This is a genomic window from Paenalcaligenes sp. GW821-LYS-B07-1, from assembly GCF_058803365.1.
In genome coordinates, this window is the sequence record NZ_CM179516.1 from 2,279,106 (window position 1) to 2,299,189 (window position 20,084).

At 50.1% G+C, this 20,084-nt stretch carries 19 protein-coding genes and 1 riboswitch; of the genes, 3 read left to right on the top strand and 16 right to left on the bottom strand.

The genetic code is table 11. From position 1 onward, the window contains the following. Positions 1-12: 12 nt before the first annotated feature. The 13 genes from AC3QL0_RS10930 to AC3QL0_RS10990 all read right to left on the bottom strand — a co-directional run bounded on the left by AC3QL0_RS10930 (position 13) and on the right by AC3QL0_RS10990 (position 14,605). On the bottom strand, positions 13-918 hold the full coding sequence (locus AC3QL0_RS10930) for a polysaccharide deacetylase family protein (protein ID WP_493008511.1): 906 nt from the start codon (positions 916-918) through the stop codon (positions 13-15). Beyond that, positions 905-1,435, bottom strand: coding sequence for an ureidoglycolate lyase (locus AC3QL0_RS10935; protein WP_493008512.1), 531 nt, complete (start codon positions 1,433-1,435; stop codon positions 905-907). The genes AC3QL0_RS10930 and AC3QL0_RS10935 overlap by 14 nt, the downstream gene beginning before the upstream one ends. Further along, positions 1,425-2,099 carry a GntR family transcriptional regulator gene (locus tag AC3QL0_RS10940; RefSeq protein ID WP_493008513.1) on the bottom strand — a complete coding sequence of 225 codons (675 nt, stop codon included), beginning with the start codon at positions 2,097-2,099 and terminating at the stop codon, positions 1,425-1,427. The genes AC3QL0_RS10935 and AC3QL0_RS10940 overlap by 11 nt, the downstream gene beginning before the upstream one ends. 89 nt (positions 2,100-2,188) lie before the next feature. After that, complete coding sequence (locus AC3QL0_RS10945) at positions 2,189-3,748, bottom strand: amidohydrolase family protein (protein ID WP_493008514.1); 1,560 nt, start codon at positions 3,746-3,748, stop codon at positions 2,189-2,191. Further along, positions 3,745-5,343 carry an ABC transporter substrate-binding protein gene (locus AC3QL0_RS10950; RefSeq protein ID WP_493008515.1) on the bottom strand — a complete coding sequence of 533 codons (1,599 nt, stop codon included), beginning with the start codon at positions 5,341-5,343 and terminating at the stop codon, positions 3,745-3,747. Before AC3QL0_RS10950 ends, AC3QL0_RS10945 begins: the two co-directional genes overlap by 4 nt. A 28-nt stretch (positions 5,344-5,371) precedes the next feature. Then, positions 5,372-6,967 carry an ABC transporter substrate-binding protein gene (locus tag AC3QL0_RS10955; RefSeq protein WP_493008516.1) on the bottom strand — a complete coding sequence of 532 codons (1,596 nt, stop codon included), beginning with the start codon at positions 6,965-6,967 and terminating at the stop codon, positions 5,372-5,374. A gap of 22 nt (positions 6,968-6,989) precedes the next feature. Next, a complete protein-coding gene (locus AC3QL0_RS10960; RefSeq protein WP_493008517.1) occupies positions 6,990-7,970 on the bottom strand; it encodes an oligopeptide/dipeptide ABC transporter ATP-binding protein in 981 nt (326 codons plus the stop codon). After that, on the bottom strand, positions 7,967-8,956 hold the full coding sequence (locus AC3QL0_RS10965; RefSeq protein WP_493008518.1) for an ABC transporter ATP-binding protein: 990 nt from the start codon (positions 8,954-8,956) through the stop codon (positions 7,967-7,969). Before AC3QL0_RS10965 ends, AC3QL0_RS10960 begins: the two co-directional genes overlap by 4 nt. 1 nt (position 8,957) lies before the next feature. Next, positions 8,958-9,839, bottom strand: coding sequence for an ABC transporter permease (locus tag AC3QL0_RS10970; protein ID WP_493008519.1), 882 nt, complete (start codon positions 9,837-9,839; stop codon positions 8,958-8,960). A 14-nt stretch (positions 9,840-9,853) separates the two neighbouring features. After that, positions 9,854-10,768, bottom strand: a complete 915-nt coding sequence (locus AC3QL0_RS10975; protein ID WP_430220371.1) for an ABC transporter permease — start codon at positions 10,766-10,768, stop codon at positions 9,854-9,856. Next, complete coding sequence (locus AC3QL0_RS10980; RefSeq protein WP_493008520.1) at positions 10,765-12,240, bottom strand: ABC transporter substrate-binding protein; 1,476 nt, start codon at positions 12,238-12,240, stop codon at positions 10,765-10,767. The genes AC3QL0_RS10975 and AC3QL0_RS10980 overlap by 4 nt, the downstream gene beginning before the upstream one ends. 274 nt (positions 12,241-12,514) lie before the next feature. Further along, positions 12,515-13,768, bottom strand: coding sequence for a polyamine aminopropyltransferase (gene speE, locus AC3QL0_RS10985; RefSeq protein WP_493008521.1), 1,254 nt, complete (start codon positions 13,766-13,768; stop codon positions 12,515-12,517). A gap of 270 nt (positions 13,769-14,038) precedes the next feature. Then, entirely contained in the window at positions 14,039-14,605 is a 567-nt protein-coding gene (locus AC3QL0_RS10990) for a TMEM165/GDT1 family protein (RefSeq protein ID WP_493008522.1), read from the bottom strand. A gap of 7 nt (positions 14,606-14,612) precedes the next feature. Then, positions 14,613-14,783: riboswitch (yybP-ykoY riboswitch) on the bottom strand. 153 nt (positions 14,784-14,936) lie between these two features. Here AC3QL0_RS10990 and AC3QL0_RS10995 point away from each other — a divergent pair. Next, complete coding sequence (locus tag AC3QL0_RS10995; protein ID WP_493008523.1) at positions 14,937-15,569, top strand: FMN-dependent NADH-azoreductase; 633 nt, start codon at positions 14,937-14,939, stop codon at positions 15,567-15,569. A gap of 75 nt (positions 15,570-15,644) precedes the next feature. Here the strand turns inward: AC3QL0_RS10995 and AC3QL0_RS11000 are convergent, their stop codons facing one another. Next, positions 15,645-16,595, bottom strand: coding sequence for a DMT family transporter (locus AC3QL0_RS11000; RefSeq protein WP_493008524.1), 951 nt, complete (start codon positions 16,593-16,595; stop codon positions 15,645-15,647). 148 nt (positions 16,596-16,743) lie between these two features. On the opposite strand from AC3QL0_RS11000, the gene AC3QL0_RS11005 reads away from it, so the two are divergent. Next, a complete protein-coding gene (locus AC3QL0_RS11005) occupies positions 16,744-17,226 on the top strand; it encodes an Lrp/AsnC family transcriptional regulator (RefSeq protein ID WP_135865670.1) in 483 nt (160 codons plus the stop codon). Positions 17,227-17,322: 96 nt separating this feature from the next. Here the strand turns inward: AC3QL0_RS11005 and ribA are convergent, their stop codons facing one another. Beyond that, on the bottom strand, positions 17,323-17,925 hold the full coding sequence (ribA, locus tag AC3QL0_RS11010) for a GTP cyclohydrolase II (protein ID WP_430222942.1): 603 nt from the start codon (positions 17,923-17,925) through the stop codon (positions 17,323-17,325). A 228-nt stretch (positions 17,926-18,153) separates the two neighbouring features. On the opposite strand from ribA, the gene AC3QL0_RS11015 reads away from it, so the two are divergent. Beyond that, positions 18,154-18,534: a COG3650 family protein gene (locus AC3QL0_RS11015; protein ID WP_493008525.1), complete on the top strand. Its 381-nt coding sequence runs from the start codon at positions 18,154-18,156 to the stop codon at positions 18,532-18,534. A gap of 82 nt (positions 18,535-18,616) precedes the next feature. On the opposite strand, the gene purB is transcribed toward AC3QL0_RS11015, so the two are convergent. Next, positions 18,617-19,993, bottom strand: a complete 1,377-nt coding sequence (purB, locus tag AC3QL0_RS11020) for an adenylosuccinate lyase (RefSeq protein WP_493008526.1) — start codon at positions 19,991-19,993, stop codon at positions 18,617-18,619. Positions 19,994-20,084: the final 91 nt, after the last annotated feature.

A 20,084-nucleotide genomic window follows, 5' to 3' on the forward strand; every position in this document is an offset into this window, starting at 1 on the left:
CGCTAGGAAAGATTAGGAAGGGGGATGTACCGCCATCCAATGTCGTGCAATGTCTGCACGCCTACATACCCACACCTCAGGTTTAGTGGCGATGTAATCCAGAAAGCGCGCCAAACCCGCTGCACGGCCAGCATGCCCAGCCACACGCAAGTGCAGCCCTACCGACATCATGCGTGGCGTGTGCGCAGATTCCTCATACAGAAAATCAAACGCATCACGTAATGCCGTATAAAAATCCGACCCCGATGCTAAGGCACCACGCATAAACTTGGTGTCATTATTCACTAAGCTATAAGGCACTACCAAATGTGGTTGCTGCTGCACCGTTACCCAATAGGGCAAATCATCGTTATAAGCATCGGAGTCATATAACAACCCGCCCTGTTCTACGACAAGGCGTCTGGTATTTGGACTAGGACCATAACGGCAATACCACCCCTCTGCATCCCTACCCAAACTTTGCTGTATTAACGCCAATGCCTGCTGAATACGAGCACGCTCATCTTCCGCCGATAAGCCTTGATGGTGTTCCCAGCGCAGGCCATGCGCGCATACGTCGTAGCCACGCTCATTAATACGTTCACACGCTTGAGGATGTCTGGCCAACGCTTGTGCACAGGCCATTACCGTAGCAGTCATGCCGCGATCTGCCAGTATCCTATCCAAACGCCAAAACCCTACACGGCTGCCATACTCAAACATGGACTCAGCGGCTAAATCACGCTGGCCTGCCACACCTGCACCACCCTCCGTTAATGCAGACTCTGTAATGGTGTCGCCATCTAGAACGGAAAGCTCCGCTCCTTCTTCGAAGTTCAAACAAAAATTAATCGCTAACCGTGCGCCACCTGGCCACTGTGCTTGCGGTGGCTGCGCGCCGTAGCCTATAAAGTCCCGAACAACCTCATGCTCGTTCATTTACTTTTTCCTCCCGCAACAAGCCCGACTGGTCATGGATTTCTATGGGCTGCGCCAAATCCATAAACACGTCGTCCTCACCTTTACCTGTCAGGCTCATCACCACAATAAAGTCGGCTTCATCATCCAGAATAGTCAGGCCGTGATGCCACACATTGCGGGCATAACACACCCCCTGACCGGGGCCTGCAGCAAATACTTTCAAGGTAGATAAATCTGGGCTGCCATCCCCTTGTGCTGCACACACCACCACCAAATGACGAAATTCGCGTGTAGGCAAAAAGGTTTGTGCAGAATACGGATGGCGCTCTAAGTGACGTACCAACATCGGTAAATCTCTACGTCCTTTCACACGACGCAACCACAAGCTGGGCGAGGTCAAATCGCATGCTCGGTCAAACGCCTCTGGCACATAATGCCTGCCCGGCACCCCACCGTATTCAATCACCCGACCATAAGGGCGAAACACCTCTGCGGATAAGGGCTCTACTTGTACTGCTCGCAATTTATCTGTCATGTTGTACGCCCACTCCAAAAGCAGCTAAAAACCCATCCCGTATATTATCCAAGTGCTTCAGCACACTGGTGTGCACGGCTTCGCGATTGCGATCAATCATGGCCTGTACGATGCTCAAGTGTTCATCATCGGCATGATCACCACGCCCAGGCACTCGTTCAATATTGGACACGCGTATACGTTTTCTGGCCTGCTCAATCACATCAGCCAATGAACGATTACTACAAAACTCGGTGATCAGATCGTGCACGTCATCCCCCTTGCGCCAACTTTCTGGACCACCTTGATCCATCACGTGCGGGTTGCTTAGCTCCTCCTTCAAGTTATGTAAGCGTTGTTGCGGAATACGCTCTACGGCCAGCATGGCGGCTTCGGGCTCTAGTAAACGCCTGATATACAGCAGCTCTAGAACTTCGCCCACACCGATTTCCCGCACCACCATTGCACCATTGGCCAAACGCACCAGATAGCCCTCCCCTAACAGCCTGCTCAATGCGCTGCGTAGTGGAGTGCGTGACACACTCAATGCCTCAGACAACCGGCGTTCATCCAACACATCACCCGGAACGAGTTCGCGATTTTCTATCCAGTTCAACACATCGCGATAAGTACGTTCCGTAGCGCTTACGGTTGCCGTCGGCACAATTTTGGTTTTTTCACTCACTACTTTCTCTCTTTTTCTTGAGGTCCCATCTACACTGGGAAATTATTCTGATCTGTCTCTGTCAGCCCCACGTGCCTTGATTCTCCTACTCAATCAATGGCTCGATAAGGCCAGTGTTTTTTTCCACAATCCGCACAGTAGTGCGCATAAAACTTCTGCACATGCGGCAACAATGCCTCGGACAACGCATGACGCTCTTGTTCTGCCTGTGTGAGCGGTTGCTTGAGTTGCTCGGCCAAGGTCTGTAGCACAGCTTGCTGATCCACATTCACGAAACGCTTGCCCGCATAAATAACCTGACCATTCACCACCACGGTATCCACTGCTTCACGCTGTGCTCGATGAATAACCGCATCCACCACACTCGTTACTGGATCCAAATACGGATAGCGCAGCATCGCATCGTTAATAAGCACCACATCAGCAGCCTTCCCTACTGCCAACACACCGATTTCTGATGCAAACGGCGTGCTGTTTGCGCCCCCTTGCGTTGCCATCTGTAAGACATCTTCTGCACTAGGTACATCGTTGTTATCCATGCCAGCCACTCGGTGTAAATGCTTCACCAACCGCATTTCTTGCAGCATGTCACGATCTTCATTGATGCCCGCTTCGTCTATACCCAAGGCAACCGAAATACCCCGTTTATGGAATTGTCTCCAGGGGGCAATGCCACTGCGCAAACGCAAGTTAGAGCTCGCATTAGTGCAGATGCCTACACCACGTTCAGCGAGTAAGTCTAGCTCGTCTTCCTCTAGCCATACGCCATGACCCAACGTCATCCGTGGACTCAGCAAACCGAACTTATCCAGATACTTGACGGCAGAGCCTCCGGTGCGGCGTCGAGCATACTCCCACTGATAGCGGCTTTCCAACAAGTGCATATGCATACATGCATGGTGCATTTCCGAGCAAGCAGCAACACGTTCCAACGCCTGATCTGAACACCAATGCAAGTTTACTGGCGCTAGCTGTATACGTGCCAAAGGATGTTGTTTATAACGCTGAAGCAGGGTTTCAAAAAGCCTGAAGTTATCGTCCAATGGCATCTGCTGCGCGTGCGACCACTGTCGGAATGAATCCGCCAACCCCGCCGGTAGCCGTTGTGCAAATTGCTCGTCAGCCTCATACACCAAACGGTTTTGATCCCGTATGCCATAGGAGTATGACACTCGCATACCTAGCTTGGTATAAGCACCTATGACCTTATCGGCGTACTTACCTATCTGGCTAATGGGCGGCAACACCCGACCATGCAAGTGCTGTACAGTCGTCACACCAGATGCCACCAGTTCAAAGGCGGAATACAAAGTATCCAGCTCAATATCTACGGTTCGGGCCCGTATACGATGCGCCAGCCATAACTCCAACGGCAGATCTGGCGACCCTAGCTGAAAAGGCGTCATACCCACATGATGATGCCCATTCACAAGCCCAGGAATCACCACATGGCTACCATCGCCCACTACAGGAACCTCTGGATAACGTGCGCGTAATTGCTCCCAAGAGCCCAGGGCGACAATGCGCCCTGACTCTTGGTACAGCGCAGCATTTTCCAGTAGCTCCACCTGATTGCGACCCGTTACCTTACAAATAATGTAACGTCCGCGCACCAATGAGGCTGATGAAAAAGTCTGTGCATTCGTCATTTTTTCTTAACCGTTTCCAAATGCCATGCCAACCCGAAAGAGGAAGGAGTCCAGCTTTTCACTCTCGGCCCCACTGCTGTCACTTCGTAACGCAGTGCCACGGGATAACTATTGAACTCACCATACAGCTGATGGTTCAACTGCTTAAGCTCGGCATCCAGTTCTTCTAACGTGGTCAACGAGATAAGCGTGTCCCATTCCGCATCTATCTTCGGTAAGTTCCAGTACCCCTGAATCAAACCACCTTTCTCTTGGCTAATAATCCCCACACGTAGCGCTGGAATCACCGAAGGACGTGGCGCGCCAGCATCTAAGTACAAGTGCGCTCCGTAATTGGTTTCCCACTGCTGTGGACTAGAGGCATAACGCGGTCTAAACGCACCAAATTCCATCGGTGTGACTTCTGTTTTGAAACCCGCCGCACGCAAGTAACCATCCACCAAATCCATGATTTCCGGTGCTTCTGGCATCGCATTAGTACGTACCGACCACAATTTCACTGGTGTACCGTCATAGCCAATTTTCTTGAGTAGCTCGGCAGCACGTTGCGGATCGTATTTGTAGGGCTCAAGCGCAGGGTCATAGCCTAGTGAACCTTCTGTCCAATACGCCGTAGCCAAGCGCTCTGCCGTGCCTTCTGGATAGATGCTTTTCATGATGGCATCCATATCGATAGCTCGTACCAACGCCTCGCGGAAGTCTTGCTGATGACACAGCATTTCTTCCTGCCAGCATCCATAGAACGACAACCCACCTTTGGATGAACCACGATTGGTCAGAATATCCAGCTTGGCCGCCCTGGCATCAATCACCTGCCGAGGGTCGATAAACGCCATATCTGCTTCGCCGGCACGCACCATGGATAGACGAGTGCTGGCCTGACTACGTGGAATCAAACGCAATTCAGCAAATTCAGGAATACGTTCTGGGTCCCAGTACGACTCATTGGCGGTCAACAGCATATCCACGCCACGATTGAACTCGGCGAACTTCCATGGCCCAGTACCTATAGGCCCCTCTATCATCTCAAACCCCTCTGCGGTGGGCTTATAGTTGTGGCGAGGTAGTATGCGGATGTCTCCATCGCGCGCGCTGAGCACAGCCATAAACGACGGGTCTGGCTCTTTTAAAACAATTTTGACGGTGTGATCATCTACAGCCGTCACACTGTCTATGACTTGCAGCAAGCGGCAGAACGTACAAATGGCATCTTTGGCCACATAACGTTCGCCCAAACTAAAGACCACGTCGTCTGCCGTAAAAGGTTTTCCATCATGCCACTGCACATTAGGGCGCAAGTGAATGGTGAACACTTTGGCGCCGTCTTCCATTTCCCACGACTCAGCCAGTCCGCGCTCGGCTGCCAACTGACCATTCGGAGCAGTACCAATCAGTGGCTCATTGGTATGGCCGGTATATTGCAAATCCTGAGTAGAGGTTTTGCCCATATCCAGCATTTCTCTACCAAAGTTGGGAACCACTACCGTCAGCGTACCTCCTGGAGCAGCCACGGCTGGCGCGGCTTGCATCAAGGCGCCTAGCGTTAAGACCGTCGCCCCTAAGAGCTTGCTCAACATAGTTAGATGTGTATTCATTTGTCTCTTCCGTATCGTTGATTTTGATTTATTTCGCATCATTGCGACGTACGGTTTCAAGGTGCCAAGCAAATCCATAAGGCGTAGGCGCCCAGCTCTGTACTCGCGGTCCGGCTACTGCTACCTGGTTACGCATCACGACGGGGTGAAAGCTGTATTCGCTGTACACCTGACGATTCAGATCGCGCAAGGCAGTGTCTAGTTCGTCCAATGAGGTCAACGTGGTTAAGTGATCCCATTGCTGATCCATCCACGGCATATTCCAGTAGCTTTGGATTAACCCTCCTTTTTCATGGCTGATCATGCCTACTTTCAGGTTAGGCATAATGGTGGGACGCGGCCCTGCACCGTTCAAATACAGGTGAGCCGCATAGTTGGTTTCCCAACGTTGTGGGCTAGATGCATAACGCGGCCTAAAGGCACCAAACTCCATAGGCGTGACTTCGGTTTTGAACCCTGCCGCACGTAGATAACCATCCACCAACTCGATGATTTCTGGTGCTTCAGGCATGGCATTGGTACGTACTGACCACAACTTTACGGGCGTACCGGTATAACCAATTTCTTTGAGTAGTTCTGCCGCACGTGCTGGGTCATAGGCATAGGGTTTAAGATCAGGATCCTCACCCAATGAGCCTTCGGTCCAATACACCGTCGTTAACCTTTCTCCGGTGCCTTCGGGGTAAATGCTCTTGATGATGGCATCCATATCAATGGCCTTCACCATGGCCTCTCTAAAAGCTTGTTGGTGGCACAGCATTTGTTCTTGCCAACATCCATAGAAAGACAAGGTCCCCAATGCCGAGCCTTTTGCGACTAGCACATTGAGCCCTGCATTTTTAGCCTCTATCACCTGACGCGGATCCACAAAAGCCATATCAGCTTCACCCGCACGAACCATGGCTAAACGAGTGCTAGGTTGACTACGAGGCACCAGCAGTAAGGTTTCAAAATCAGGCACACGCTCTGCGTCCCAGTAGTCGGTATTGGCTGTCAGCTGCATTTCCATACCGCGCTCAAAAGACTTGAACTTCCACGGCCCCGTACCTATAGGTTGGCCTACCATCTCGTAGCCCCCCTCTACTTTCTGATAACCATGACGTGGCAGCATACGTATGTCGCCATCACGCGCCGTTAACACCGCCAGAAAAGCAGGGTCTGACTCTTTAAGTGTGATTTTTACCGTGTGGTCATCCACCGCCTCTACGGTCTCGATTTGCTCTAGCTGTTTGCAAAATGTGCACACCGCATCGTTGGCGACAAAACGCTCGCCCAAGCTAAACACCACGTCATCAGCCGTAAAAGGTTTGCCATCGTGCCAAGTCACCCCTTCACGTAAATTCAACGTGTAGGTGCGAGCATCCTCACTCATAGACCAGCTTTTTGCTAAGCCACGTTCTGCCGATAACTTCCCTTCTACATCAGCCCCAATCAACGGCTCATGTATATGGCCGGTATATTGCAAATCTTGGGTAGAGGTTTTACCCAGGTCTAGCACTTCACGGCCAAAGTTGGGCACTACAACCGTTAAGGTACCTTCGGGGGCAGCCTGCACACCTGCTGCACTTAACGAAAGGCCCGCAAAGAACAGCGCTGTAGATAGTTTTTTAAGTTTCATTGTCATGTTGTCTCCTACACCATACTGATTAGGACAATGCCTTGTCCTGCGCACCGCAACGGTGGCAAGCCACCTCGTAACCTGTAGCAATAGGCAAAAGTTCTGGACGCTCTTCCCAGCACTTAGCCATTACTACCGAACATCGCTCTGCAAACATGCAGCCTGCTTTAGCCACGCCCGGGGGCGGACTGTTGTGTAGAGGTGCTGCCGAAGTGATATCCCCCGGTTTACGTATACGAGCCGCTTCAATCAATCGTGCGGTATAGGGGTGTTGCGGCGCCTTAAAGATGGCTTCGGATTCCCCCTGCTCTACGATTCGCCCCTTGTACATCACCACCACACGTGTCGCCAGAAAACGTACTGTCGCCAAATCGTGCGAGATCAGCACATACCCCATGCCTAATGACTGTTGCAGGTCTTTAAGCAAATTCATGATCTGGGCTCGTACGGATACATCCAGCGCAGACACTGGCTCATCCAAAACAATGGCACGCGGCCGCAGCGCCACGGCACGAGCAATGGCAATACGCTGACGCTGACCGCCACTGAACTCATGCGGAAAGTTGTTAGCTGCCGCTTTTTCTAGCCCTACTTCGTCCAAGCTCTGAAATATCGCTTTATCAATGTGCTCCTTATCAAAGCCATTGATACGCATAGGCTCAGCGATGATGTCGTACACCCGCATACGAGGGTTTAACGAACTCCATGGGTCTTGAAAAACAGCCTGCACACCAGAGCGATAACGTCGACGTAACTCAGCATTGGCACCTGCTAGGTTTTCACCTTCGAAATACACTTCTCCGGCGCTGAGGTCCTCCAACCCCAACAGCATTTTGGCCGTCGTACTTTTACCGCAACCCGACTCACCTACTACTGCCACAGTTTCTTTACTGGCCACCGAAAGCGACATCTCTTCTACTGCACGGATTTCTGCCCCCTTCGTAAACACCCCTTTTCGACGGTAGGTTTTTTGTAGTTTTCTACCTTCCAGCAATGCAACCTGAGTCATAGCGCCTCCTCGTACAACCAGCAACTTACTTTTCTATTCCCTATTTGCACCTGCTTTGGCCGCTCTTTACGACAACGATCTGTCGCCTGCGGACAGCGTGGTGCAAAGGCACACCCTGGTAATGGAGCAAACACCGATGGCGGCTGCCCTTCAATAGAGAACAAGCGCTCTTCACGGCTAGAGACATCCGGCACAGATTTCAACAAGGCTTGGGTATAGGGATGCAAAGGCTTATCAAACAACTCGCCGGTTTCCGCCAGTTCCACAATGCGCCCGGCATACATCACGGCCACTTTGTCGCACATACGGGTTACCACCCCAAAGTCGTGTGTTACCAGCAGCACACCCAATCCGGCCTCATTCTGCAGTTGCTTTAGTAACGCCAAAAACTCTTCTTGAACGGTCACATCCAGCGCTGTGGTAGGTTCATCCGCAATGATGACTTGCGGATTACCAGCCATCGCCATCGCCCCCACCACACGCTGTCGCATCCCTCCACTGAAATGGTGTGGGTAAGCTTTCAGCCCTTGCGCAGGGTTAGGAATACGCACTTTTTCTAGCAGCTCACACGCCGCAGTATGTAGTGCCTCACCTTGCAGTTGTCGGTGCAGAATCAGTGCCTCATTCATTTGCTCACCAATAGTGAGCACCGGATTTAAGGCACGCATAGGGTCCTGCAAAATCATGGCTATATGTTTGCCACGATAGGAGCGCAGTTCGTCATCGCTCATTTTCAGCAAGTCATTGCCATTGAACAGTGCCTTACCGCCCGTGACTTTAGATGCAGGCTGCGGGTTCAAACGCAGCACCGACAAACAGGTCAAACTTTTACCTGAGCCAGACTCCCCCACCAGCCCTAAGGTCTGGCCGGCGTACAGCTCAAAACTAACGTCATTCACCGCATAGCCCACACCACGTTTGCTATAGAGTCGAGTCTGCAAGTTTTCTACCGCCAATACTGGCGCTGATTTATGTTGTGTAGTCATGTCAGATATTCCGCAATTGAGGATCAAGCACGTCACGCACCCAATCGCCTACGATGTTGTAGGAGAACACCACAAACAAAATGGCTAACCCAGGCATTGTGGAAATCCACCATGCTGACTCTACGTAATCCAAACCTTCAGCAACCATCCCGCCCCATGTAGGTGTAGGGGGTGGCACACCAGCGCCCAAGAAGGTCAGCGATGCTTCCACGATAATGGCCCAGCCCACCTGAAGCGTCGCCAACACCAACAAGGTGTTCGCTACGTTAGGCAAGATATGTTTGAACACAATACGGAAACCTCCCGCACCCGCTACTCTGGCCAAGAGCACAAAGTCTCTATCTTTAAGTGCTAGCACATCGCCACGTACCAAGCGTGCAAAACGTGCCCATAACACCAAGGCCAATACAATCACCACCACCCAGAAGCTAGGGCCTACAGTAACGGCCAATACCAGTGCCAACAGAATGCTAGGGAAAGCCAAGAAACCATCGGCGGTACGCATAATCAAGGCATCAACCCAACCACCGCGATAACCCGCTAATAACCCCAAGCCAGTTCCCAATGCGCCACCCAAAATGATGGTGACGATGGCAATACTAAGAGAGACCTGCGTACCTAAAATGATGCGGCTCAATACGTCACGCCCTAAGCGATCAGTCCCCAAGGGATAAGTCCAATCCCCCCCTTCCAAAAACACAGGTGCACGTAATGCGGCGGCGGGATTAATCGCTAATGGATCGTGCAACACCAAATGGTCTGCAAAAATAGCCACCAGCATGGTGATCAACACCATCAGCAACCCTATCCACGGCGCTTTGCTTTGTCGTACCTGCGTCACCATCTTACGCAGACGGCCCACAGGTGCAGTTTTTTGAGTCATAGAGGCTTGCACAATCAGCTCCTTACGCGGGGATCAATCAGGCCATAAGCCATATCCACCAGAAAGTTGATACCCACAATTAAAACGGTGTAGACCAGAACAGAAAGCTGCAACACAGGGAAATCGCGCCACAACGTAGACTCATAGGCCAAATACCCCAGCCCAGGCCACCCAAACACCACCTCAATTACCACGCCTGATGCAATGATGACGCCGTACATAAAGCCGATAAACGTCACCACAGGAATCAACGCATTACGTAAGGCGTGCTTCCACACCACTTTGTTTTCTTTCAAGCCTTTGGCTCGCGCCAACTTCACAAACTCAGCACCCAATACTTCCAGCATGGAGGAACGTAACAAGCGCACAATCCCCGCACTGATACTCCACCCCAAAACTAAGCTAGGCAGCACAAAGTGTTTCCACGACCCCGCTCCCGAACTGGGTAACCACCTCAGGTGCACGGCAAAAATCAGGATCAACATCACACTGAGCCAGAATGCCGGTGTGGATTGCCCTAACAAGGCAAAACTCATGCTGAACTTATCCCACCCTTTTCCTCTATTTGTCGCCGCCAACACCCCTAACGGGATACTGATGACGATGGCTACCACCAACCCTGCTGTTGCCAGAATGAGCGTGCGTCCTATACGTTCAAACACCAGCTCAGTAGCAGGAGCACCGGTACGGATGGAGCGACCAAAGTCCCCTTGTAAGGCATCACCCAAAAATATGAGGTACTGCTGCGCCAGCGGTTTATCCAAACCCATGCGTTCTATGTATTCCGTACGCTCTGCTGGCGTAGAATCCGCCGGCAGCACCAAGTCGGCGGGGCTACCTGATGATCTCGCCAACACAAAAATAATGAGGCTGGTCATCAATACCGTCATGAACGCCTGAAACAGACGAACCAGAATCAACTTAATCATCGTCGCTCCCCTTCTGTCGTGAAGCTTGAAGGTGACACATCCGCATCGCGTATCTGTACACCACTTAGATCTATGCCACCGCTAGGATGGGGCGTGAACCCGGTCACACGAGGCGACCAGCCCACCATGTTATCCATGGCAAACAATGAGAAAAACGGTAGCTCGGCCTGCACTTTATGTTGAATACGGGCATAGGCTTGCTGCCGTTTCTGCGCATCCACCTCGCCTCGTACACCATCAATCAAGCTATCCATTTCTGCGCAGGCATAGCCACCAGCGTTAAAGCCACCTTGACTATGCAGTTCACGCACCAACAACGTATCCAGATGCGGTCTGGCTGGTGTGCCTTGCAAGCAGATATCCCAACCACCACGCAAGTACATATACGGCCACCATGGCGGGTCGTCATAACCGGTAAATTGCACCGTCAGACCTATCGCACGCAGGTCATTGCCTACTTGCTCAGCCACCTGTGAAAACGGTGCGGTATTGGTGGTCACCATACGAAATACGTGTTCGCTACTGACACCCGCTTCTTTCAACAGCTGACGAGCACGGTCTGGGTCATAAGCGATCGTTGGTGTAGTGACAAAAGCAGGATCAGAGGCTGCCAACATGCCATCCACTACCTCACCTGTACCCCCCGTCACCGCTTGCATCAGCGCTTCACGGTTAATGGCGTGTGCTAATGCCAGACGTACTTTGGGAGTAGTCAGCGCACCCTTTTTGCAGTTGAAATACATCACACTGCGATGCTTGGAAGCAGTCAAAGCGGAATGTAGTAAGCCCTCAGCGGCCAACGCCTCGGCAGCCGACGACGGAACGCTTTCTACAATATCAATATCGCCCTGACGGATTCTGGCTACACGCTGTTCTATACCGGGTGCAAACTCTAAGCGCACCTCATCCACTTCAGGAGCAGCATGCACACCTTGATAGCCCTCAAAACGGCTAAGCAGCACATGACTACCACGTTGCCATGTTTGTAGACACAAAGGTCCTGTGCCACAGGGCTGATCATAGGTGTCGTCTACGATGTAGGTTCGCCATGCCAGATTGGGCAAAAACGCCGCATTGGGCCGTTTAAGCACAAACTCCAGCTCATGCTCACTCAGCACATTGACAGCCTCAATGTCTTGATAATCACGAGTGAGCAAACTATCTGTGCCACCGTTAAACAAACGCGTGAAATTCCATGCCACTTTATGCGCATTGCACGCATTGCCATTGTGAAATTTCAGCCCTTTGCGTAGCTGAAATGTATAGCGACACAAGTCATCCGACACGCTCCAGCTTTGCGCCAGGTCGGGCGCCAACTTGCCATCAAAATCCTGCTTCAATAAACCTTGGCAGGTGAGGCGCAAAATAGCCGTAGAACTACTTGAGTCTGAGTTAAACCCATTGGGTACCAACGCTATGGTTTCGTGCTTTAGCAATACCCTCAAACGGCGTGCTTTTTTGTCTCTTTCCATCCTTACTCCCCATCGCACTTTTATGTATTTTCTTGGTATACCAAGATTACACCAAAAAAATTTGGACAGGAAAATAAAACGGATCAGGAAAACCCTTATCGCTTATACAGCATTGATAAATAATAGATTTTCACAAACCATAACATCGCAAAACCCGCAAAAATCACGCATAAAAAAACGCCTGAAACGGCATTACCGTCTTCAGGCGTTTCTTAACTACTGTATTTTTAGGTATGACTACCTATCACAAGATAGTCACCCAACCTACTGCTTGCTACTCGCTTACCACCAGTTCTGGAACCAGATTTTTGTAGTAGTTAGGTAAAGCAAACAATGCACCATGAATCTCGCTGTTGTAGTACTGCAGATCAGTGATATCACGATCAACCAAGCGCTGCTCAATCACCTCTGCTGCCACCGCTTTAGGTGCCAAACTGTCTGACACAACGACTAACCCCCAGTACGAACCGTACAAAGGAATATGCAAACCAAAGGGGCTAACTTGCTCAAACACACTACCCAACTTGCTGAGCATGCTGCGGATTTGTTCTGGTTCGTAGAATGGCGCACCGATGTGTAGCACTACTGCGCCACCGGGTTTTAGCACTGCTTTGCAGGACTCAAAGAACTCTGTGGTGTACAGCGGGCCTGCAGGCGTTTCTGGATCAGTAAGATCTAACAGCACCACGTCAAAACGCTGATCTGTAGTACGCACGAACTCAGCACCATCACCCACCAATATATGGGCACGCGGGCTATCTAAAGAGCCACGGTTAATGTTGCGTAGGTGCTTACGAGCTACCTCAATAACATCACCATCTAAGTCAACAAGCGTTGCCTGTTGCACCGTGTCGTGTTTCAGGACCTCTTCTAATGCACCGCCATCACCACCACCAATAATCAGCACAGAACGTGGTTCTGGGTGACTAAGCATTGCTGGGTGCACCAGCGCTTCATGATAGAAGAACTCGTCGTTTTCTGAGGTCATCAAACAGCCATCCAAACGCAGGGTTGCACCTAGCTCAGGAGACTGTAATAACTCTAAGTATTGATATTGGGTTTGTTTAGCCAATAAACGCTCTGGAAAACGGAAACCATACACTGCGTGTTGGTTCAGGTTTTCTAGCAACAACTCACCACTACCCACGGGGCCATGCTCATCACCACGCAATAGATTATTGCGTTGTACTTGGCCAGGTTTGAAGGCTTCGATAAGGCCATCAATCAACATTTGCGCTTTAGCGGAATTATCAGCACTAAAGTTGCAGACATACACATCCAATGTCACACCAGCGCGTTCAGGCCACGTATGCAAGGCTAGATGGGATTCTGCTAATAGCAATGTTCCGGTTACACCACCAGGCTCGCCCTGATACTCAGGAAACGTCACCCATTTCTCACCAACAATGGTGAGCGTGGAAAGCTCTGTCAGTTGACGACACAAAGCGGCTAACACATTCTCGTCTACGAAGAATGCACGGTCACCAGCGCACTGGTACAAATCTGCTGTAAGGTGCAGGCCTTGCATAAGACAATCGCTCCTTGGGGAAAGGAATCCAACCCGAAGATAGGGTTGAAAAAAGGCCGAAGCCAGCCGCTAGATCGCTAACATTGGCTTCACGTGAAAAACACATCACTATACAACAACATATAGCGAAATAAATATAAGTTTATTCAAAAGAAACCACTTAACAGCAATTACATTCTTTTCCGTTGGGAATAGGATGCAATAACCGTAAATAAGCTTCAGATATCACAAGATAGGGGAAGCAATTCCCCCATTCTCTTTAAGGTTGTTTTAGCCCTGTATCGCGCTGTATAGGGCGATTACACCCAAAATCAAAAACACACAGGCGGCTACCGCATGCACCATTTTGACGGGTAAACGCTCAGCCAATTTTTGACCAATAAAAATAGCGGGTACATTAGCAATCATCATGCCTAATGTTGTGCCAATCACGACCGACCAGAAGGCTTCGTACTGAGCGGCCAACGCCACAGTCGCCAATTGAGTTTTATCACCCATTTCAGCCAAAAAGAAGGTACAGACAGTAGTAATGAATACGCCATGCTTGGCAGTAATACGAGTATCCTCATCCAGCTTATCGGGGATCAGCATCCAACCAGCCATCAGCAAAAATGAAATGGCCAAAATCCATGTCAGAACTTGAGGATTCAATGCGTCGGATAACCAGGCCCCCAGACCACCAGCTAAACCATGGTTCAGCAATGTCGCTACCAACACACCGGCAATAATAGGAAGAGGTCGTTTGAATCGTGCGGCAAGAATAAATGCCAAGAGTTGGGTTTTATCACCGATTTCGGCTAAGGCCACAATACCGGTAGAAACAAGAAAAGCCTGCATGATACATATTCCTGGCCGGATTTAGGACGATTGACTACGCCACCCCTCCGGCCATTCCGGGGATGGTGTAGTCAAAGGTCTTGCCAGGCTATATGCTGCACATGCCATGCAAGTGAACTTGCAAGTGTGTTGACATGCACCTCTAGAAGAAGAGCGGCTACTCCCCAATGACGAGCGTCATCATAGCAGCTATTGCCGACAAAGACCAACCTTCATCAGAGGCCTCTCATTGTTGTAATAACAGCAACTTCTAATTGCTATTGCAGACATAAATTATCAATTAGAAAAATTGCATAATGAAACCATCGATCATTTATTGGTTTCCTACATCATGCAAACATTGCTACACATAGACTCCAGCATCAACGGCGAACAATCGGTATCGCGCCAACTTAGTGCATTCATCGTTCAGCAATGGCTAGAGCGCCACCCTGACACTCGCGTGGATTACCTAGACCTCGCTGTCTCGGCACCCAATCATTTGAGCAAAATTGCGACTGGTTTCCGCACGCCTGATATGCCTGCCGCTCTGTTGGAAGAAGCCGTGCATGAAGACACCGTGTCAGAGCAGTTGGTTAGCCAATTCTTAGCTGCTGATGTGATCGTTTTAGGAGCCCCCTTTTATAACTTCACCATCGCTAGCCAGCTTAAAGCCTGGGTAGATAGAATTTTGCAGCCTAGACGCACCTTCCACTACACCGCAAACGGCCCCGAAGGTTTGGCGGGCGGGAAGAAAGTGATTGTGGCCTCTTCGCGTGGTGGCGTGTATTCCACGTCTGAGCAAGGCATGGCCATGGAACACCAAGAAAGCTTCTTACGCGTTATTTTCGGTTTCGTAGGCATTACCGATGTACAGTTCGTGCATGCAGAAGGTACTGCAATGGGTGCTGATGCCGCAGCGAATGCTTTGCAAGCCGCTAAAGAGCAAAGCCTATTTGTCTTGGACAGCATGGCTACTGCTTAATCGGCCCCTTCTACCATCAAAAAGCCTTAGATTCACACCTAAGGCTTTTTTTATGCACCGCCACATTGCCACCTATTATGCGGTGTGGCGGCTATGCCCTCTACGCATGGCAACAGCAGCCAGCAACATGGCTGCAAACACTAAACTTAGCCCAATTACAAACAGCGTCGACAAGGTATTTCCTAGCAATAATACCGACGCCACAATCCCTATGATCGGCACACCCAACGTAAAGTTAGACATACCAAATGTACTGATGCGGCGTCCATACTCAGCAGAAATAACAAAGCATGCAGACGTGGCAATAGGTCCTATAAAAAACAGCAACTCTACTAACCGTTGATCAAACGTAATAACCGAGGGAGAGCCTTCCAGCACAAAGGCAAACGCCGCCAAGGGAACTGTTGCCAAAAGCATCTGCCAAGGAGCCAAAGCCAACGGTGATGCTGACCAACTATGCTGTTTCACATGCAAGATTACCACTGCCCAACAGATAGCCCCTATCAGCAAAAACGCAGACCCCATTACCGCGCCAGGCGCCTGCCAATCCATTTCCCAAGGAGAGCAAATGGCCGCGATACCTGCCAACCCCACAATCAGTGCTAGCAATTGCAGCCGCGTGGGGGCCTGTTTGAACAACAACCAACTGGCTAACACTCCCCACAAAGGTGTGGTGTAGGCCAGCAGTACAGCCCTACTCGTATCCACATGCGTCATCGCGATCATGCCCAGGCCTGTGAAGGTCATCATCTGCAACAACCCTACACTGGCCACTATAGGCCAATCAGCACGCGTAGGCAGCCTAAAAACGCCACGCACCACAGCCACTACAAACAAGCATACGGCCGCACTACCAAAGCGTAAGGCTGCCAACCACAAAGGGGGCACTACATCCAATGCCAGTTTTGTGGCTGGCCAGCTTAGCCCCCATAAAACCACCATGAGCAATAACCATGCTACGGTCCCTGCCCCAGCTAATGGTGTAGCAGTTTTAGAAGATAAAAGACTAGGATGCGCAGTGCTCATAACTACAGCTAAACGGTTGATTAATAAAGCGATAAACAAGCGAATAGTCTACCTATAAGCATGCGAAATTAATCTTCTCATTTTCTTCAATTAGCCGTAATATCAGTATATTTATCCCTATATGATATAAATTCAGGAACAATTAACCTTGAACGATATAGTGCTAGACAAAGCCAGCCTGCGCATACTGGATGAGCTACAAAAAAATGCTGAATTAAGTAATGCCGAATTAGCCGAGCGTGTAGGGTTATCGGCCTCGCCATGCTGGCGTCGTGTAGCAGACCTTAAGCAAGCTGGTGTGCTGAGAGGCTCTGTATCGTTAGTAGATCCGCTAAAACTTGGGTTAGCGGTAAACGTATTTGTGCACGTCACCCTTAAAAACCAAGATAAAAAATCTCTGGAAGTCTTTACCGATGCCATCAGTCAACGCCCCGAGGTGATGGAATGCTACTTAATGAGTGGTGATGCTGACTTCATGCTGCGTGTGGTCATCCAAGATTTACAGCGTTTCCAAGCGCTATTGCTAGAATGCTTAACACAAATACCTAGCGTTGCCAGCATCCGCTCTAGCTTTGCCTTAAGCCAAGTGAAATACACCACCGCCTTGCCTACTGAACACTTGCGTGGCTAGCTTTTGGCCGCATAGCACTGCAATGCTTTGGGAATACTTATCAGCCATAAAAAAGCCCTGTACTAGACAGGGCTTTTAAGGCAATGCATGCACTGCTTATTCTGTGGTGGCGTCAGATGCCAGTAAGTGGCCTAGTTTTTCAGCCTTAGTTTGCAAGTACCCACTATTAAACGGGTTACTCACGATCTGATGCGGTACGCGCTCTACTACGTTATAACCCAGCTCTTCCAATGCTTTGGTTTTGCGAGGGTTATTGGTCATCACGCGCAGATCTTTAATGCCGAAATGATCCAACATGGGTTTGCAAATATCGTAGCGACGCATGTCGGCCTCAAAGCCCAGCTGCTCATTCGCTTGCACGGTATCAGCACCCTGATCTTGCAACTGGTAAGCACGGATTTTGTTTACCAAACCAATGCCCCTACCCTCTTGTCGCAGATACAGCACAGCACCACGTCCGGCTTCGGCTACGCGTTCTAGCGCTTTACGCAACTGAGGACCGCAATCACAGCGTTGGCTAAACAAAGCATCACCTGTCAAACACTCAGAATGCACACGCACCAACACAGGCTCTGGTGTACTAATGTCACCAAAAGCGATCAACAAGTGTTCTTTATTCGTTTGATCATCAACAAATACATGCAGATCAAACACGCCCCACGGCATGGGTAATTTACTGGAAGTAATATGGTTCAACAAAACAGGAAACCCGCAAAAAGACGTGTAGGCGAACTATTCTACCCAGCCCTACGTCATAGAAATGCCAAGCTATAAGAATACCATTCTTACCCTTTCATCGCACTGCAGTATTGTATCTTCTAGCCTTTAGATAGAGCATTCACACTTTTTTGCGGTTCTAGGCTTGGCGTGCTCACCACGTACTGCGTATGATACGCAGCAACTACTCTTTTTATGGAGCATGCTCTAATGAAACTCTTGTCTTTATGTGTAGCTGGCACGGCATTACTACTCAGTGCTTGCTCTACTACCGCCCCTGACATCATCGACCCTCGTACGTTCAGAGCACAAGGTAATGAGCCCGGTTGGCATATAGACCTTCAAAACGGCCATGCGAATATCTCGCTGGATTATGGCGACATTCGCTATTCCAGTTCTGCCGTGCAAAAACCCATGGGCTCCACCCAAACACGCTACACAGGTCAAGGCCCTAACGGTGACTGGACATTAACTGTCATCAAGCAAGAGTGCTCTGACACCATGAGCGATGAAGAGTACGAATACACAAGTATCCTCAACACTGAGGGACGTACCCTACGCGGCTGCGGTAAATATTTACCGCAGCCTTAAATGCAATAAGCCCTGTACTAGACAGGGCTTATTTTTTAGCCTTGGCAACGCTTTAAGCTGCAACTAGGCTTATACGCTGACTTTACGCCAGTTTTGCCAACTTCTCGGCAATACCAATGTAGGTACGCGGAGTCAGTGCCAGCAATTGCTGTTTAGGCTCTTCGGGCAACTCTAGACCTTCAATGAACGTGCGCAACGCTGCTTCGGTAATACCGGCACCGCGTGTCAGCTCTTTCAAGCGCTCGTAAGGCTGTGGCAAACCAAATCTACGCATAACGGTTTGTACCGGCTCAGCCAACACTTCCCAACATGCATCGATGTCAGCATCAATTGCTTTAGCATTCAGTTCCAATTTGCCCAAACCACGCAGGCACGAATCGTACGCCACGATGCTGTAGCCTAAACCTACGCCCAAGTTACGCAATACAGTGGAGTCGGTCAGGTCACGCTGCCAACGGGATACTGGCAATTTCTCAGACAAGTGGCGCAACACCGCATTCGCCAAGCCTAAGTTACCTTCGGAGTTTTCAAAGTCGATGGGGTTAACTTTGTGCGGCATCGTGGAAGAGCCAATCTCACCTGCTTTCAATTTTTGTTTGAAATAACCCAGCGAGATGTAACCCCAAATATCACGGTTGAAATCCAGCAAAATGGTATTCGCACGGCCAATAGCATCAAACAATGCTGCCATCCAATCGTGAGGCTCTATCTGAATGGTTAGTGGGTTTTGTGTCAGGCCCAACGATGCCAATACCTTGGCACTGAACGCTGCCCAGTCTGTTTCAGGGTAAGCAGATAAGTGCGCGTTGTAGTTACCGGTAGCACCATTCATTTTAGCCAAAGGCTCAACTGCTTCTATCGCAGCAATAGCACGTTGCAGACGGTAAGCGACGTTAGCAAATTCTTTACCCATCGTGGATGGGCTAGCTGGCTGACCGTGTGTACGAGACAGCAAAGGCTGATCCGCAAACTGGTGTGCATAGCCGCTAATGGAAGCATGCACTTGTTTCAGTGTAGGCACAATCACCTGCTCACGGGCGCGTGTCAGCATCAATGCATGCGAGGTGTTGTTAATATCTTCAGACGTACATGCAAAGTGGATGAATTCTGCTGCTTTTTCCAAGTTGGCGTCACCCGCTACTTGCTCTTTCAGCCAGTACTCTACTGCTTTCACGTCGTGGTTAGTAGTGCGCTCGATTTCCTTGATGCGTGTCGCATCGGCTTCGGAAAAATCACGTACCAGTTTCAGCAGTTTTTCTTGTGTTTCAGCACCAAAAGCAGGCAGCTCGGCAAACCCAGCTTGTGACAATGCGATCAACCACGCAATCTCTACCTCAACACGGTGCGCCATAAAAGCAGCTTCGGACAACAAGCCACGTAAAGCATTACAGCGAGAGCCGTAGCGCCCATCCAAAGGAGAAAGCGCATTCAGCGCAGAAAGATGATCAGCAATTTGCATGGTGTGATGTCAAAGAAAAATAGCAAAACGCTATTCTACCATTGCCTGAGCGTTGCTTTATCTACTCATCCCACAACCACCCATTTGACCT